16 protein-coding genes and 1 pseudogene are annotated in these 13,876 nt (G+C 68.4%); 8 read left to right on the top strand and 9 right to left on the bottom strand.

Going from position 1 to position 13,876, the window contains the following annotated elements:
* Nucleotides 1-923 (bottom strand): transglycosylase SLT domain-containing protein (locus tag H3O04_RS27545; RefSeq protein WP_202588871.1); only part of this gene is annotated, 923 nt, incomplete at its 3' end.
* Between the two features lie 596 nt (nucleotides 924-1,519).
* Here H3O04_RS27545 and H3O04_RS27540 point away from each other — a divergent pair.
* Both H3O04_RS27540 and H3O04_RS27535 read left to right on the top strand, forming a co-directional pair.
* Nucleotides 1,520-3,076, top strand: a complete 1,557-nt coding sequence (locus H3O04_RS27540; protein WP_202588870.1) for a UbiD family decarboxylase — start codon at nucleotides 1,520-1,522, stop codon at nucleotides 3,074-3,076.
* 59 nt (nucleotides 3,077-3,135) lie between these two features.
* Entirely contained in the window at nucleotides 3,136-3,804 is a 669-nt protein-coding gene (locus tag H3O04_RS27535) for a LysE family translocator (RefSeq protein ID WP_027810740.1), read from the top strand.
* A gap of 121 nt (nucleotides 3,805-3,925) precedes the next feature.
* On the opposite strand, the gene H3O04_RS27530 is transcribed toward H3O04_RS27535, so the two are convergent.
* Nucleotides 3,926-4,222, bottom strand: coding sequence for a hypothetical protein (locus H3O04_RS27530; RefSeq protein WP_006488565.1), 297 nt, complete (start codon nucleotides 4,220-4,222; stop codon nucleotides 3,926-3,928).
* Nucleotides 4,223-4,736: 514 nt separating this feature from the next.
* Between H3O04_RS27530 and H3O04_RS27525 the strand changes: the two genes are divergently transcribed.
* Nucleotides 4,737-5,666, top strand: a complete 930-nt coding sequence (locus tag H3O04_RS27525; RefSeq protein ID WP_175807532.1) for a DUF2520 domain-containing protein — start codon at nucleotides 4,737-4,739, stop codon at nucleotides 5,664-5,666.
* Nucleotides 5,667-5,741: 75 nt separating this feature from the next.
* Nucleotides 5,742-6,305, top strand: a complete 564-nt coding sequence (locus H3O04_RS27520; RefSeq protein WP_006488584.1) for a YggT family protein — start codon at nucleotides 5,742-5,744, stop codon at nucleotides 6,303-6,305.
* A gap of 13 nt (nucleotides 6,306-6,318) precedes the next feature.
* Here the strand turns inward: H3O04_RS27520 and H3O04_RS27515 are convergent, their stop codons facing one another.
* Both H3O04_RS27515 and crcB read right to left on the bottom strand, forming a co-directional pair.
* Nucleotides 6,319-6,669 carry a DUF190 domain-containing protein gene (locus tag H3O04_RS27515; protein WP_006476669.1) on the bottom strand — a complete coding sequence of 117 codons (351 nt, stop codon included), beginning with the start codon at nucleotides 6,667-6,669 and terminating at the stop codon, nucleotides 6,319-6,321.
* Between the two features lie 23 nt (nucleotides 6,670-6,692).
* Nucleotides 6,693-7,079 (bottom strand): fluoride efflux transporter CrcB, encoded by a 387-nt coding sequence (crcB, locus tag H3O04_RS27510; RefSeq protein WP_011544810.1) that lies wholly within the window; start codon nucleotides 7,077-7,079, stop codon nucleotides 6,693-6,695.
* Nucleotides 7,080-7,517: 438 nt separating this feature from the next.
* Here crcB and H3O04_RS27505 point away from each other — a divergent pair, with 438 nt between their 5' ends.
* Nucleotides 7,518-8,705, top strand: coding sequence for a S53 family peptidase (locus tag H3O04_RS27505; protein WP_416360831.1), 1,188 nt, complete (start codon nucleotides 7,518-7,520; stop codon nucleotides 8,703-8,705).
* A gap of 37 nt (nucleotides 8,706-8,742) precedes the next feature.
* On the opposite strand, the gene H3O04_RS27500 is transcribed toward H3O04_RS27505, so the two are convergent.
* From H3O04_RS27500 to H3O04_RS27490, 3 genes are all read right to left on the bottom strand, one after another.
* Complete coding sequence (locus tag H3O04_RS27500) at nucleotides 8,743-9,612, bottom strand: SIR2 family NAD-dependent protein deacylase (protein WP_202588868.1); 870 nt, start codon at nucleotides 9,610-9,612, stop codon at nucleotides 8,743-8,745.
* Between the two features lie 183 nt (nucleotides 9,613-9,795).
* A complete protein-coding gene (locus H3O04_RS27495) occupies nucleotides 9,796-10,176 on the bottom strand; it encodes a hypothetical protein (protein ID WP_054927483.1) in 381 nt (126 codons plus the stop codon).
* Nucleotides 10,173-10,772 carry an NUDIX domain-containing protein gene (locus H3O04_RS27490; RefSeq protein WP_202588867.1) on the bottom strand — a complete coding sequence of 200 codons (600 nt, stop codon included), beginning with the start codon at nucleotides 10,770-10,772 and terminating at the stop codon, nucleotides 10,173-10,175. Before H3O04_RS27490 ends, H3O04_RS27495 begins: the two co-directional genes overlap by 4 nt.
* An 81-nt stretch (nucleotides 10,773-10,853) precedes the next feature.
* Here H3O04_RS27490 and H3O04_RS27485 point away from each other — a divergent pair, with 81 nt between their 5' ends.
* The 3 genes from H3O04_RS27485 to H3O04_RS27475 all read left to right on the top strand — a co-directional run bounded on the left by H3O04_RS27485 (nucleotide 10,854) and on the right by H3O04_RS27475 (nucleotide 12,891).
* A complete protein-coding gene (locus H3O04_RS27485; RefSeq protein WP_202588866.1) occupies nucleotides 10,854-11,609 on the top strand; it encodes a DeoR/GlpR family DNA-binding transcription regulator in 756 nt (251 codons plus the stop codon).
* Nucleotides 11,610-11,740: 131 nt separating this feature from the next.
* On the top strand, nucleotides 11,741-12,352 hold the full coding sequence (locus H3O04_RS27480) for a chromate transporter (protein ID WP_202588865.1): 612 nt from the start codon (nucleotides 11,741-11,743) through the stop codon (nucleotides 12,350-12,352).
* On the top strand, nucleotides 12,349-12,891 hold the full coding sequence (locus H3O04_RS27475) for a chromate transporter (RefSeq protein ID WP_006476677.1): 543 nt from the start codon (nucleotides 12,349-12,351) through the stop codon (nucleotides 12,889-12,891). Before H3O04_RS27480 ends, H3O04_RS27475 begins: the two co-directional genes overlap by 4 nt.
* 40 nt (nucleotides 12,892-12,931) lie before the next feature.
* Here H3O04_RS27475 and scpB read toward each other — a convergent pair whose 3' ends face one another.
* Both scpB and H3O04_RS27465 read right to left on the bottom strand, forming a co-directional pair.
* Nucleotides 12,932-13,741, bottom strand: a complete 810-nt coding sequence (gene scpB, locus H3O04_RS27470) for a methylmalonyl-CoA decarboxylase (RefSeq protein ID WP_175788383.1) — start codon at nucleotides 13,739-13,741, stop codon at nucleotides 12,932-12,934.
* Nucleotides 13,738-13,876: pseudogene (locus H3O04_RS27465) on the bottom strand (CoA transferase); the annotation flags it as partial. The gene scpB and the pseudogene H3O04_RS27465, both read right to left, overlap by 4 nt.

Here is a 13,876-nt window from a genome sequence, read left to right as displayed (position 1 = left end):
GGCACGCTGCGGCCACGCGCGACGTCGCGCAAGCGACCGCGCTCGGCCATCACCTTCGAGCCGTAGCCGTTGTCGTCGGGGTTCGTCGAGCCGTTGTACAGGCGCAGGCCGTTCGCGAGCGAGCCGCCGCGCGCAATGCAATCCTTCAGCACCAGTGCGCCGACCTGCAGGTTCGCGAGCGGCTGCAGCGCGGTGTCGGTGCCGCCGAAATACTCGAACTTGTCGGAATGGACCTTCGACATGACCTGCATCAGCCCCTTCGCGCCGACGCCGCTTTCGGCGTACGGGTTGAAGCCCGATTCGATCGCCATCACGGACAGCAGCAACAGCGGATCCAGGCCGACGTCACGACCGGTCTGGAACGCGGCCTTGACGAGCTGGCCGAGCGGCTCCTGCGCGACGCGGTAACGGCGCGACAGATAAGTGGCGACGAGCGCCTGTTCGCGGTTCGACGCGAGCGCGCGATCGTCGCGGGCATCGGCCGCCACGCGCTGAATCGGAATCAGCTTGGCCAGTGCGACCGGCGACGGGCCGGTGCGGGCCGGATCGGACGCATCGCCCTGCGCGCCTTGAGCGCCCTGCGCGGCGGTTTCCGGCGCGACATCGAGGCCGACCGCCAGCGCATCCGTTTCGGGACCGTCTTCCTGCTGCGGCTGCGCACCGGCAGGCGCGAAGTTCGGCAGCGGATGGCCGGACAGCAGACGCGCCGGACCGGCCTGCACGGCCGCGGATACGACCGGCATCAGCTTCGCGGCAAGCGTGCCGCGGACGGTTGGCAGCAGCCACAGTGCAAGCGCAACCGCGACAGCGAAACAGCCGACAACGCTGAATAGATGGTGACTGACACGCGTCCCGCGACGCAGCAAGTTGCGCACGATTTGCGCATGCTGCTCAGTGGGACGCCACGATAACCAAGCGTTCATTCAGATCATCTCCCATGAACATGACTCGTGCGGCTCGCTCAGCTCGAAGGCGAGACAGAAAACGCGCCGCGGAATCACGACGCCGCACGCCTTGGTTGGGACGCGCAAGCATCGGGGAAACGGTATAAGTACCGTTCGAGGCCACGGTGTAAGAGGGCCGGCGCCTTCGCACATTGGGCGAGGCGGGCATACGCGGTGGCACCCACGCAAAAAACCAGCGTCTGGTAGCGCTGGCTAGGACTACGACAAAAGCCGTCGAAGACGCCGTGCAGGGTTCGGCGGACGGTGACGCGCTGCGTCAAAGATCGGTGATTGGCGGCTCGAAGCCTTTTACCCTGCAACCAATGTGAGCGGATTCTAGCAGGGTTTTATAGATCGTCAACACTATAAAAACTTAAATCTATAACAAAAAGTAATTTAAAATTCCTCTTCAGAACGCGAGCCCCGTGCCGTAGGGGGTTTGCGCGCGATCGACTTTTTCTCCGCCGGGCGGCTGCATGGCTGCCCGGGGTAAAATCGTCGATCAATTCGGGGTCGCAGCCGGCCGCTGCCCCGCCCATCGCTGCCCGCTCATGCGGGTTGCCCGGACCTTCTTCATGAAATACAAAGACTTACGCGATTTCATTCAGCGCCTCGAGGCGCTCGGCGAACTGCGGCGCGTCACGCAGCCCGTGTCGCCCGTGCTCGAAATGACCGAGCTGTGCGACCGCGTGCTGCGCGCCGGCGGCCCCGCGCTGCTGTTCAACGCGCCGCCCGGCAATGCATTTCCGGTGCTCGGCAACCTGTTCGGCACGCCGCGCCGCGTCGCGCTCGGGATGGGCGTCGATGCGGGCGACGATGCCGCACTCGGCTCGTTGCGTGACCTCGGACGCCTGCTGTCCGCGCTGAAGGAGCCCGATCCGCCGAAGAGCCTGAAGGACGCCGGCAAGCTGCTGTCGCTCGCGAAGGCGGTATGGGACATGGCGCCGAAGTCGGTGTCGTCGCCGCCGTGCCAGGAGATCGTCTGGGAGGGCGCCGACGTCGACCTGAACAAGCTGCCGATCCAGACCTGCTGGCCCGGCGATGCGGGGCCGCTCGTCACGTGGGGCCTGACGGTCACGCGCGGGCCGAACAAGTCGCGCCAGAATCTCGGCATCTATCGCCAGCAGCTGATCGGCCGCAACAAGCTGATCATGCGCTGGCTCGCGCATCGCGGCGGCGCACTGGATTTCCGCGAATTCGCGCTGCAGAACCCCGGCAAGCCGTATCCAGTCGCGGTCGTGCTCGGCGCCGACCCGGCCACGACGCTCGGCGCGGTGACGCCCGTGCCCGATTCGCTGTCCGAGTATCAGTTCGCCGGCCTGCTGCGCGGCAGCCGCACGGAACTCGCGAAGTGCCTGACGCCCGGCGTCGACACGCTGCAGGTGCCCGCGCGCGCGGAGATCGTGCTCGAAGGCTTCATTCATCCGCAGGAAGGCGCCCCTGCCCCCGCTCCGGCCGGCGCACCGCCGCGACCGGCGGGCAACGCGGCGGCCGTGTACGAACACGCGCTCGAAGGGCCGTACGGCGACCACACCGGTTATTACAACGAGCAGGAGTGGTTTCCGGTGTTCACCGTCGAGCGCATCACGATGCGCCGCGACGCGATCTACCACTCGACCTACACGGGCAAACCGCCCGACGAGCCCGCGGTGCTCGGCGTCGCGCTCAACGAGGTGTTCGTGCCGCTGCTGCAGAAGCAGTTCACGGAAATCACCGACTTCTACCTGCCGCCCGAAGGCTGCAGCTACCGGATGGCCATCGTCCAGATGAAGAAGAGCTACGCGGGCCACGCGAAGCGCGTGATGTTCGGCGTGTGGAGCTTCCTGCGGCAGTTCATGTATACGAAGTTCATCGTGGTCGTCGACGAGGACGTGAACATCCGCGACTGGAAGGAGGTGATCTGGGCGATCACGACGCGCGTCGACCCCGTGCGCGACACGGTGATGGTCGACAGCACGCCGATCGACTATCTCGACTTCGCGTCGCCGGTGGCCGGACTCGGCTCGAAGATGGGGCTCGACGCGACCAACAAGTGGCCGGGCGAAACCAGCCGCGAATGGGGCCGCCCGATCGAGATGGACACGGCCGTCAAGGCGCGCGTCGACCGGCTGTGGCAGGAGATCGGCCTCTGACGCCAGGCAGGCCGGTGCCTGCCGGCCTACGCATCGCAATCGCCGCAAACACCCAGAAGATGAGCTTTCCGCCCGCCTCCATGCTGTCCGACGGATTCTTTCTGTCGCTCTCGTTGTGTCTCGACATCGGCCTCGTGAACGTCGCGATGCTGTCGCTCACGCTATCGCACGGCTTCCGCCCGGGCTTCTGGCTCGGCGTCGGCTCGTGCGTCGGCGATCTCGTCTACGCGGCGCTCGCGCTCGCGGGAATGGCCGTGCTGCTGCAGTTCGAACCCGTGCGCTGGATCGTGTGGATCGGCGGCGGCGCGGTGCTGCTGTTCCTCACGTGGAAGATGGCGCGCGAAGCGCTGGCGCCCGCCAAGGCGGCCGACGACGACGCGGACGACGCCGCGCCGCCGCGGGCGAGCGCACGGCGCAGTTTCGTGCGCGGGATGCTGCTCGCGATGTCGTCGCCGAGCGCGATCCTGTGGTTCGCGGCGGTCGGCGGCGCGCTGATCGCGAAAGCCGGTGCGACCACGCCGGCCACCGCGTCGGTGTTCCTGTCGGGCTTCTTCCTCGGCGGCCTCGCGTGGACGCTCTTCATGTGCACGCTCGCGAGCCAGGGCCGCAAGCGCGCGGGCGCCGGCCTGATGCGTGCGTGCCATGTCGCGTCGGCGCTGCTGTTCGCGTATTTCTCGTACAGCGTGATTGTCGGCGGCTACCGCGACCTGATCGTGCACGCGGTTTAATCGCCATCGCGCTGCCGCGCCGGCCACGGCACCGAGCGTCAGCCCCAATGAAAAACGGCGCAACGCCCCTCGCGGGACGTTGCGCCGTTTTGCCGCGCGCGGTCAGGCCGCGCGAGACGAATCAGCGACGCCAGTAGCCGTGATGGCCCCAGCCGCCATAACCATGGCGCCAGTACGGACGACCGTAGTAGCCCCCGACGACCACCGCGGGCGGCGGCGCATAGTAGGCCGGCGCCGGCGCGTAATAGACGGGCGGAGGCGGCGGCGCGTAGTACACGGGCGGCGGCGGTGCATAGACGGGATACGCGGGTGCGACCGGGATACCGATGCCGACCCCGATCGACACGTGAGCCTGCGCGGCGCTTGCGGCGCCCAGGCCCAGCGCGGCGGCGGCGATGAACGGAATGAGCTTTTTCACTTCGATTCTCCTGCTGGAGCGGTATTTTGGCGCTCCTGTCGGCAACGGCGGGCATGCACGTCGCATGCAAGCAATGTAGCGAAAACCCGCCCCGCGCGTATCGCGCATTTGTTGCAAATTGCAATTGCACGCGGCCCGAGGCGTCGCGCGGCGCGGTGCCCGATGCAGGCTGCCACCCTTGCGCGTCGCGTGATTCCGTCCGAGGAGCCAGGCCCCGACACCATGACCGGTCAGTCTTACCGGCTCCGGTGCGTGTAACGGGCACGCGTACGTAATGAACGATTACAAATTCGAGACAAGATGCCGACATTTCAAGCGGGCCGCGGACGCCGGGCATTTCGGGGTCGGATTCGAAGATCATGATTTAGCCGTGACGCCCGAGGTCGGCCCGCATACGAATCGCACCGCATACCGGTAATTCATACGTGCGTCCGCCCGACCATCTGCCTTCCCCGACACCGCCGTCATTCCTGCGATACTGGCGGCTGCTTCGTTTCCGCTTACATCCGCCGCCATGCCGCTTCCCGACACACCCCGCCTCGGCTTCATCGGCGCCGGCCGCCTGGCGCGCTGTATCGCGCAGCGCTTCGCGCAGGCCGGCTTCCCGGTCGTCGCGATCGCGAGCCGCACGCCCGCGTCGGCCGCCGGCCTCGCCGCACGGATCGACGGCTGCCGCGCGGTCGACACCCCGCAGCAGGTAGTCGACGCCGCCGACCTGATCTTCGTGACGACACCCGACGATCATCTCGCGTCGAGCGCCGCGGCGCTGCGCTTCGACACATCGCGCGCCGCCGGCCAGGCGCTCGTCCATTGCAGCGGCGCGTCGGCGGTCGCGCTGCTCGATCCGGCGAAGCAGCAAGGCGCGGCCACCGGCGGCTTCCATCCGCTCTATCTGTTCGGCGGCACCGATGCCGACCTCGCGCGCATCGACGGCTGCTCGGTCACGATCGAAGCGGACGGTGCACTGCACGCGACGCTGCTGCGACTTGCCGCCGCACTGGGCTGCCATCCGCTGTCGATTCCGGCCGGCGGCCGGATGCTGTATCACGCGGCCGCGCACTACGCGGCGAGCTTCGCGCTGTGCGGGCTGTCGGAAGCGGTCGAGCTGTGGCGCGGCCTCGGTTTCGACGAGGACGCCGCGCTGCGCGCGCTGTTGCCGATGCTCGCCGGCACGATCGAGACCGCCCGCGACAAGGGGCTCGCGAATGCGCTGGCCGGGCCGGTATCGCGCGGCGACACGGGCATCGTCGAGCGCCAGCTCGCGCTGCTCGAGGCGCGCGGCGGCGATCATGCGGCGCTGTACGCGCTGCTGACGCGCCGCGCGGTCGCGCTCGCGGCGAAGCGCGCAGCACCGCCGGCGTCGCTGCCGGCGCTGGCCGAAGCCGTCGAAACCTCGCTCGCACGCGTGGCCGCGCACCCCTCCCCGTCGCGAGACGAGGCGTGATAAGGTGTCGGCCGATGCGCCGCCAACCGGCGTTGGCGGCCGCACGCTACTGACTGTATAAAAAGGATGCCAACGATGTTCGGCGAGATCGCCCGTTTTCTGCTCAATACCGTCTTCACGCTATTCGGCGCCGCGCTGATTCTGCGCGTCTGGATGCAGGCCGTTCGCGTGCCGCCGTACAACCCCGTCACGCAAGCCGTGCTGCAGGCAACCAACTGGCTCGTGCTGCCGCTGCGTCGCGTGATCGCGGGCGTACGCGGCATCGACTGGGCCAGCGTCGTCGCCGCGCTGCTCACCGCGCTCGTCTATGTCGTGCTGATGGTCGTGATGGCCGGCTTCGATCCGGCCGCCGTGATCGCGACGCTCGTCGTGGTCGCGCTGCTCACCGTCGTGAAGTGGGCGCTCAACCTCGTGATCTGGATGACGATCCTGATGGCGCTGCTGTCGTGGCTCAACCCGCGCTCGCCGGCGATGCCGATCCTCTACCAGCTCACCGCGCCGTTTCTGAACCCGCTGCGCCGCGTGATCCCGAACCTCGGCGGCATCGACCTGTCGCCGATCCTGCTGTTCGTGATCGTGCAGGTGCTGCTGATGATCGTCACGCGCGCCGCCGTGTCGCTGACGATGTTCGGCATCTGATCGGCGCGACGCCCTATGCCGCCGGCCCCTGCGCCGGCGGTGCGCCAAGCGTGTCGATCACGCCGAACTGCGCCGGCATCATCGCGTAGCACACCCGCACTTTCTCGCGCGACAGCCGCTCGAGCAGCCGCTGCGCTTCGTCCTCGGTGACGACGAACTCGACCTCGATCGCGAGCGAACCCTGCAGTTCGAAGAAGCGATCCTCGTGCAGCACGCGATGCTGGCCGAAACCGGCCATCGCGCGAAACGCGGAACCGCCCGCGACGCCCATCCGGTTCGCCTCTTCCAGCAGCCATTCCCACAGCGGCTTGCGGTGCAGCCGGTGCCGCTCGTGCACATAGAAGCGTAAAAAGACCCTGTCCATCGCCCCCTCCGATGGCGGCCCGCTCAGGCCGCCGCGAGCCACGCGCGCGCGGTCCACATGCCGAGCGCCGTCAGCGCGAACGATCCAGTCAAGTGTAGGGCAGCCACCGCCAACGCCCATCCGAATTCGCCCTCGAGCGCGTGGGTCATCACTTCGACCGAATAGGTCGAGAACGTCGTGAGGCCGCCGAGAAAGCCCGTGATCACGAACAGCCGCCACTCGGGCGGCAACCCGACGCGGACCGTGAACACGACGGCGGCCACGCCGATCACGTAGCCGCCGATCAGGTTCGACGCGAGCGTGCCGAGCGGCACCGCGGGAAAGAAGGCATTGAGCGCGAGGCTCAGGAACCAGCGCAGCAACGCGCCGAGGCCGGCGCCGACGAAGATCGCGACGATCGAATAGAACAAGGGCACCCCTCATGGTCGGCGCCGCGCGGCGCACGCGGCCTACGCTGAACTGTATGCGGAATCGCGCCGCGCCGGCAATGCCGACGGGCCGGGTCAGCAGGCGGCGAATCGTGTCGCGAACGCATGACGCGTTTCACGATTTTCACACGCGCGCCGTCGTGGATATTTACCGAACGATTACATCCGACATTACAAATAAACTTTAAATCGACTGATTATTTATCCGCCTTTTAAAAACCGATAAAGCAGTTCGATCCGGTTCACGACAACCCTGCACAACGCCCACGTCAAAAGGGCTCCACGTACTTTCCCTTATCAGACATTCCCGTATCCGGCCGGTATTCGATGTAATTACCGTCGGCGATTTCGTAAAATTGTTTCGCTACTCCACCCGATCGACATGGAGACTCAAAAATGAACAATATGCACCTGTCATCCATGTTGACCCCGGCGCTGTGCGCGTCGCTGCTCGCGTCGAGCGTCGCGCTCGCCGACGGCAACGGGCCGCCCCCCTACATCGAAGGCAACCGCGCACCGAAAGGATTCGCGCGCCCGCCGTTCCACACGAAGCCGCGTGCGAGCACGGCCACGATCGCCGGCCTCACGCCGGCGCTCACGCGGCATGCATACGGGTTCGACGCGATCGCGAACCAGGGCGACGGAATGGTCGTCGCAATCGTCGACGCGTACGACGACCCGAAGATCGAATCCGATCTCGGCGTGTTCAGCACCGCGTTCTCGCTGCCGGCCTGCACGTCGTCGAACGGCTGTTTCACCAAGGTGTACGCGCACGGGGCACGGCCCAAGCCCGATTCGGGCTGGGCGCTCGAGATCTCGCTCGATGTCGAATGGGTGCATGCGATCGCACCGAAGGCGAAGATCGTGCTCGTCGAGGCCGCATCGGCCAGCTTCAGCGACCTGCTGGCCGCGGTCGACGTCGCGGTCAAGCGCGGCGCGTCGGTCGTGTCGATGAGTTTCGGCGGCAACGAATTCAGCAGCGAGACCGGCTTCGACGGCCACTTCAACGTACCGGGCGTCACGTTCGTCGCATCGTCCGGCGACAGCGGTACCGGCACCGAATACCCGGCCGCGTCGCGTTACGTGGTATCCGTCGGCGGCACGACGCTGTCGTCGGACACGGCCGGCAACTACATCGGCGAGGCAGCGTGGAGCGGCAGCGGCGGCGGCGTGAGCAACGTCGAGGCCGAGCCGGCCGGCCAGACCGCGTGGCCGATTCCGGTGGCCGGCAAGCGCGGCGTGCCCGACGTCAGCTACGACGCGAATCCGTCCAGCGGTTTCGCGGTGTACGACTCGGTCACCTATCAGGGGCAGGCCGGCTGGTTCCAGGTCGGCGGCACGAGCGCGGGGGCGCCGCAATGGTCGGCGCTCGTCGCGATCGCGAATTCGCTGCGCACGGCGGCCGGCAAGAAATCGTTGAGCGGCACCTACGACACGCTCTATACGGTCGGTAAAACCGCGTACGGCAGCGACTTCCACGACGTGACGACCGGGTCCAACGGCAATTGCAGCAGCGTCTGCAGCGCGGCGGGCGGCTACGACTACGTGACGGGTCTCGGTTCGCCGATCGCACCGGCGCTCGTGCAGGCGCTCGTCGCGCGGCCGTAATTGCGCGGCTTCGGCCGGTGGACTCGCGGCACGTGGTTCAGCCGCCGCGCCACGCGCGGTCGAGCGCGTTCAGCGTCGTCAACGCCCCGCCTTTCAGCCCGATCACGTCCGCCCGGCGCGCATGCGCCTCGCGTGCATTGATGCGGATCACGTCGGCGCCGAGCCGTTCGCTCAGCAGGCGCACGGTCGGAATCGCGGTGCCCGCGCCGATCTCGACCACGGCGACGCGCCCGGCCTGCGCGATCCAGTCGTCGAGCGCGCGCTCCTGCGCGTCGTAACGCGCACCGAGCCAGCCGGTGTCGCCGAACATCAGGATGTTCGGCCGCGCGAGACCGCCGCAGTGCGGGCAGCGCGGCAGGTCGCCAACCAGGCGGCACGTCGCTTCGTCGACCACCGGCACGAACGGCGCCGCATCCCACGTGTCGTCCGTGCACGGGCGCAGGCATTGCATCGCATGAATCGAGCCGTGGATCTCGACGATGCGCGCCGGATCGAAGCCGGCTTTCTGGAACTGGCCGTCGACGTTGCTGGTCAGCACAAAGCCGCCGTTCGGCATCGCGTCGATCCAGCGGCGCAGGATCGCGAAACCCGCGTGCGGCACCGTCGCACGGTACAGCGCGAGACGATGCCCGTAGAAGCCCCAAGCGAGCGATGCACGCGCACGAAACGCGTGCGGCGACGCGATCTCGTGGAATTCGAAACGCTCGTGGCGCAGCGCCGGATACGCGCGCCAGAAACCGTCCGTGCCACGAAAGTCAGGCAGCCCGGAATCGACGCCGATGCCCGCGCCGGCCGTGACGAGCAAGGCGTCGGCGCGTGCGAGTGCGTCGACGGCGGACGCGACGAGATCGGCGGGAAGCGGCGCGGCGGCGGAGTCCGCGGAATCAGCGGGATCGGAAGAAGGCATGATGGAGAAGCAGTGGCGTCGAGCGTTGCGCGAGTGGCGTCGCGATCATACGCCGGTTCGGACGCTGCGCTGCATCGGCCACGCAACGCGGCGTGCACTACACGCGCCGGCTATGGGCGAGGCGAGTGCCGGCCGTCCGCACGCGCCGCACCGGCGATGCCGCCAACCGGCGCCCATGCTCGCTCAGTCAGCCGAATCGTCCTGCGCAACCGGCATCTCGTCGACCGCGAAATAGACCGGCTTGCCGAGTTCCCGCGCAAGCGCCACGTCCGCATCCGCCCCGCGCGACGCGCCGTCGATGCGCAACACCGCATCGCAACGTCGCAGCAGCCGGTGCGCGGCCGGATACAGGAAGGTTTCGCTGACGGCGTCGCCCACCTGCGTCGACCCGGCCGCGGCCGCGAGCGGCAACGACACCCATTCGCCGATCATCGGCACGTGCCCGCGGCGATACACGGCAAGCGCCGCCGCTTCCAGCCGGTGCAGGTTCGCGGCGATGCGGACAGGGTCGCCGTCCGTGCCGCTGCGATAGGGGCCGGCGACCAGCACGAGCCGCGGCGTCATGCGGCGCGCGCGCCGGCGGTTTCCCGCAGCGCGACGTATTGCAGCAGCATGATCGTCTTCGCATCGACGATCTCGCCGCGCTCGATCGCGTCCAGCGCCGCCTGCAGCGGCATCTCGACGACTTCGAGATCTTCACCCTCTTCCGCGATGCCGCCGCCGGCATTCGTGCGCAGCGACGCATCGTATTCGCCGACGAAGAAATGCAGCTTCTCGGTCACTGAACCCGGGCTCATGAACGCCTCGAACACCTTGCGCACGCCGCGCACGCGATAGCCGGTCTCCTCCTCGGCCTCCGCACGAATGCGCGCTTCGGGCGTTTCGTCGTCGAGGAGGCCGGCCGCCGCCTCGAGCAGCATGCCGTCGTGCCCGCTCGCGAACGCCGGCATCCGGAACTGCCGCGTCAGCAGCACGTCGCCCGTCTCGGCATGGCGCAGCAGGATCGTCGCGCCGTTGCCGCGATCGTAGGTCTCGCGGCTCAGGCGCTGCCACGTTCCGTCGCGGCGCAGGAAATCGAACGTCACCTTTCGCAGCACATACCAGTCGTCGGACAGCACCGTCGTATCGACGATGCGCACCCGCTCCCGCGTTGCAGCCATTGCAGCCTCCGGTTCGACAAAGAACGGCGCCCATGGTAACGTGCAGTTTCGTGCAATTTCAAGAAATTTCGTGCAAACACGATGCTGACGACACAACGCAAGAAGGCGATCCTCGATGCGCTCGCGCGCGACGGCCAGGTGCTGGCCGCCGAGCTGAGCGTGCAATTCGGCGTGTCCGAAGACACGGTGCGCCGCGACCTGCGCGAGCTCGCGGCCGAACGGCTGCTGCAGCGCGTGCACGGCGGCGCGCTGCCGGCGTCGCCGGCCATCGCGCCGTTCGCGCAGCGCGAGGCGCTCGAATCCGCGGAGAAGCGGCGCATCGCGCGGCGGGCCGCGCAGATGATCGCGCCCGGGCAGGTGGCGATCGTCGACGGCGGCACGACCTCCGCGCTGCTCGTCGGCCAGTTGCCGGCCGACCTGCGCGCGACGATCGTCACGCACAGCCCGAGCGTCGCGGTCGCGTTGGCCACCCATCCGTCGATCGACGTGATCCTGATCGGCGGGCGGCTCTACAAGCATTCGATCGTCGCGGTCGGCGCCGCGGCGATGGAAGGCATCGCGCGCATTCATGCAGACCTGTACTTCATGGGCGTCACGGGCGTCCATCCGGTAGCCGGTCTGAGCACCGGCGATTTCGAGGAAGCGGCGATCAAGCGCGCGCTGGCCGAACGCGCGGCCGAGACGGTGGTGCTCGCGTCGCAGTCGAAACTGCGCGCGGCATCGCAATTCGTGATCGGCGACCTCACGCTGGCGCAGACGATCGTCGTCGAGAAGGAAACCGACGCCGCGCTGACGAAGCCGATCGAGGCCGCGGGCGTGACGGTGGTGCGCGCGTAGCGCGCGGGGCGCTCGCATGCGCCGAATCGGTTGCGGGCGGCACCGCGCCCGTGCCGAATCCATGTCAGCGTGCTGACAGGCACCGCTTGCTAACATGGGCGATCGCCCGATCGCCACGTGCTACCCGCCCGATGCCCCCGCCCTCCACCCCGACGCCTCAGGTACCGCCCGCCGGCGACGCTCCGCCGCCCGGCATCCTCGCACTGTTCATCGCGTTCGCGCAGATCGGCCTGACCAGCTTCGGCGGCGGGCTCAGCGGGCGGATGATGCGCGACTTCGTCCACGAGCGGCGCTGGCTCGACGAAGAGGCTTTCCTCAACGGCCTCGCGCTGTCGCAGGCGTTGCCGGGCGTCAACGTGAAGAACCTCGCGATCTGGATCGGCTACCGGCTCGCCGGATGGCGCGGCGCGGTGGCCGGCTTCACCGGCATCATCGCGCCGCCGGCCGTGCTGATCGTGCTGTTCGGCGTCGCGTTCTCGACCCTCACCCGCTTCCCGCTCACGCATGTCGCGCTCGCCGGCGCGGCGGCCGCGGCGATCGGGCTGTCGATCTCGATGGCGATCACCGCGGTGCGCCGGCTACCGCGCCGCGTGCTGCCGTTCGCGGTGATGACGCTCACGTTCGTGTCGGTCGCGGTACTGCACTGGCCGCTCGTATGGACCGTGCTGATCGGCGGCACGCTGAGCGTCGTGCTCGAATACCGCCGTGCGTCCACCGCGCCGGCCGGGAGCGACGCACGATGAACGCGTCCGCACGTTACGCAGCGCTGTTCGGCGTGTTCGCGCCGCTGTCGATCGCGACGATCGGCGGCGGGCAGGCGGTCATCGCGGATATCCAGCGGCAGGTCGTCGACGTCCATCACTGGATGAGCGCCACGCAATTCGTGAACGACTTCGCGATCGCGCGGATGGCGCCCGGCCCCGGCTCGCTGCTGGCGACGCTGATCGGCTGGCAGGTGGCCGGTTTTTGGGGCGCGGTGATCGCGACGCTCGCGCTGTTCGGCCCGACCGCGTTCCTGATCTACGGCGTCGCGCATCTATGGCGGCGGCACCGGGGCGCACGCTGGCAAATCGCGCTCGAAGCCGGCCTGCGCCCGGTCGCGGCCGGCATGATCCTCGCGTCGGTGTGGGTGCTGCTGCAGGCGCTCGACGGCGGCTGGGCCGCCCGCGCGATCGCGGTTGCGTCGACGCTGTGCGTGATCTACACGCGCGTTCATGCGTTGTTGCTGATCGCGATCGGTGCGCTGCTGCTCGTGGGTGTGCACACGCTCGGCGGCGTGTAACGCGCCGCCGCCGTCATCGCACCGGCCGTCGCGTGATCGTCTAGGCCCCACGAAACACCGGCGCACGCCGCTCCGCGAACGCGCGCAACCCTTCGTCGAAATCCGCGCCTTCGCACGCCTGGCGACGCAGCTCGGTGATCCGCTCGAACGCGTCGGCCGGCAACGGCCGTGCGTCCTGCAGCACGCGCAACTGCTCCTTCACCGCGTGCACCGCGAGCGGCGCCTTCGCGGCAATCGTGCGCGCGACGTCGAGCGCCGCGTCGTCGACCCCGCCCGCGTCAGCCAGCCGGTTCACGAGCCCGTGATGCGCGGCGCGTTCCGCATCGAGCGGCTGCGCGCAGAAGAACATCTCCTTGAGCACATGGATCGGCAGGTTGTCGTGGAAGCGCAGCAGGCCGCTCGTCGAATACGGCAGGCCGATGTTCGCGGGCGTCATCGCGAAACGCGCGTCGCGCGCCGCGACGACGAGATCGCAGCTCATCACGAGATCGACCGCCCCGCCCCACGCCGATCCGGCCACCGCCGCGATCACCGCGCCCGGATAGGTCCGCACGCGCCGCAGCGCGCGTTCGAGCGGTTTGCCGTACGCGAGCGGATCGCGGTCGTCGGCCAGTTCGCGCAGGTCGTGCCCCGCGCTCCACACGTCACCGCTGCCGTCGTTGGACAGGATCACGACCGGCGGCGGACGGTGCCCGGCCAACGCATCGAGATGCGCGACGAGGGCATCGAGCAACGGCGCGTCGAGCGCATGCCGTCGCGCCGGATTCCCGAACCGCACGCGCGCGATCCGCTCGCCGATCCAATCGACCGTCACGCTCGACGCCCCGTCGTGTTTCGTCATGTCGGTCATTGCACGGCCTCCGCCACCGCATCGGCCTGGAAGATCGCGCGCCCGGCCAGCAGTGCGTCGATCGCGTCGTCGCCGTAGCCGGCTTCGCGCAGCACATCGACCGTATGCTCGCCGAGCAGCGGCGCCGCATGGCGG

It is taken from the genome of Burkholderia sp. KCJ3K979 (assembly GCF_016759955.1).
Lineage (GTDB): Bacteria > Pseudomonadota > Gammaproteobacteria > Burkholderiales > Burkholderiaceae > Burkholderia > Burkholderia orbicola.
Note: the sequence above shows the minus strand (reverse complement) of the source record. Positions and strands in the feature narration are given on the sequence as shown.

Coding starts and splice junctions, on each gene's coding strand:
- H3O04_RS27485 (WP_202588866.1), top strand. CDS start 10,854: ATGCTGACGACACAACGCAAGAAGGCGATCCTCGATGCGCTCGCGCGC.
- H3O04_RS27490 (WP_202588867.1), bottom strand. CDS start 10,772: ATGGCTGCAACGCGGGAGCGGGTGCGCATCGTCGATACGACGGTGCTG.
- H3O04_RS27495 (WP_054927483.1), bottom strand. CDS start 10,176: ATGACGCCGCGGCTCGTGCTGGTCGCCGGCCCCTATCGCAGCGGCACG.
- H3O04_RS27525 (WP_175807532.1), top strand. CDS start 4,737: ATGCCGCTTCCCGACACACCCCGCCTCGGCTTCATCGGCGCCGGCCGC.
- scpB (WP_175788383.1), bottom strand. CDS start 13,741: ATGACCGACATGACGAAACACGACGGGGCGTCGAGCGTGACGGTCGAT.
- H3O04_RS27500 (WP_202588868.1), bottom strand. CDS start 9,612: ATGCCTTCTTCCGATCCCGCTGATTCCGCGGACTCCGCCGCCGCGCCG.
- H3O04_RS27540 (WP_202588870.1), top strand. CDS start 1,520: ATGAAATACAAAGACTTACGCGATTTCATTCAGCGCCTCGAGGCGCTC.
- H3O04_RS27520 (WP_006488584.1), top strand. CDS start 5,742: ATGTTCGGCGAGATCGCCCGTTTTCTGCTCAATACCGTCTTCACGCTA.
- H3O04_RS27475 (WP_006476677.1), top strand. CDS start 12,349: ATGAACGCGTCCGCACGTTACGCAGCGCTGTTCGGCGTGTTCGCGCCG.
- H3O04_RS27505 (WP_416360831.1), top strand. CDS start 7,518: ATGTTGACCCCGGCGCTGTGCGCGTCGCTGCTCGCGTCGAGCGTCGCG.
- H3O04_RS27480 (WP_202588865.1), top strand. CDS start 11,741: ATGCCCCCGCCCTCCACCCCGACGCCTCAGGTACCGCCCGCCGGCGAC.
- H3O04_RS27535 (WP_027810740.1), top strand. CDS start 3,136: ATGAGCTTTCCGCCCGCCTCCATGCTGTCCGACGGATTCTTTCTGTCG.
- H3O04_RS27515 (WP_006476669.1), bottom strand. CDS start 6,669: ATGGACAGGGTCTTTTTACGCTTCTATGTGCACGAGCGGCACCGGCTG.